This window comes from Enterococcus sp. C57 (genome assembly GCF_040887305.1).
Lineage (GTDB): Bacteria > Bacillota > Bacilli > Lactobacillales > Enterococcaceae > Enterococcus_B > Enterococcus_B hirae.
Map to the genome: position 1 here is coordinate 1 of NZ_JBFOFP010000022.1, position 1,200 is coordinate 1,200.

The 1,200-nt window shown below is 41.6% G+C and carries 1 protein-coding gene; it reads left to right on the forward strand.

Going from position 1 to position 1,200, the window contains the following annotated elements:
- Positions 1 to 1,200, forward strand: a 1,200-nt coding sequence (locus AB5M32_RS13620) for a SpaA isopeptide-forming pilin-related protein (RefSeq protein WP_368024529.1), incomplete at both ends; no start/stop codon positions are given.

Here is a 1,200-nt window from a genome sequence, read left to right on the forward strand (position 1 = left end):
CGCAAAGTAGATGAAACGACTAAGCAACCACTGGCAGGTGCCGTTTTTCGTTTTACTACGTCTGATGGAAAAACCAAAGAAATCACTACAGGTTCTGATGGCTATGCTACCTGGAATGATTTGTTAGTCGACACAAAAGTCACGATACAAGAAATCAAAGCACCGAATGGCTATGTCCTCAATGCCACACCTCAGACAGTGACCATCAAAGCCAATGAGACCACCACGATCAGTTTAGATAATAAAGAGCAACTAGCAAATCTCAAAGTGATCAAAGAAGATGAAGAAACAGGCAGTAAACCACAAGGGGCTTCTCAATTGGTAGGAGCTGTTTACGAATTAACCGATAAGAATGGGACTTCTGTTAGTAAACTAACGATACAAGATGTCAATGGCATAGCACAAGCAGAGGTGAAAGAATTAAAGCTGGGAACCTATTATTTACAGGAAATCGAACCGCCAGAAGGCTACAATTTGGATACTACAAAACATACCGTTAACCTCACGTATGCTGGACAAAATGAAATCGTAGCGCTTCACAGTAAAACGGTGACCGATCGAGTCATCAAAGGAAATGTAGAAGGCTATAAGTTTGGTTCACGTCCCTTGATTCCTCAAACCGTTTTTGAAGTAATTGCCAGTCTGGCAAAAGAGCAACAGGAGCTAAAGCCACCTTTAGAAGGTGTTGAACTGACAGCTACTTCCCACACCACTGGACAAGAATATGTCCAAGTCACTGGTAAGAACGGGTATTTCAAGTTTGAGAATCTACCTTATGACACTTATACCATTGAAGAAACCAAAGGTGTGGATGGCTATTTATTGATCGAACCATTTGAAGTGACGATCACGGAAGACGGCTATACCCATTTCTTTTTATTGGAAGATGAAGTGATTGAATCTCGATTGCATATTGTCAAAGTGGATGAAGAAACAGGCGAGAACATACCTTACGCAGGCGCTCAGTTCAAAATTTTTGATACTTGGGCAAATGAAGGAGAAGGCGAATTTGTTTCGATGGTACGACCCAATGACACGGAACAGACCGATATTTTTGAAACCAATGACAAAGGCGAAATCATTACCACAGAAAGTTTGCCTTGGGGTGTGGATCGCTATGAACTCCATGAGATCAAAGCACCAGAAGGATATGTACCACTAGAAGAACCACTCATTTTTAGTGTCACAGAAGAGAATGCT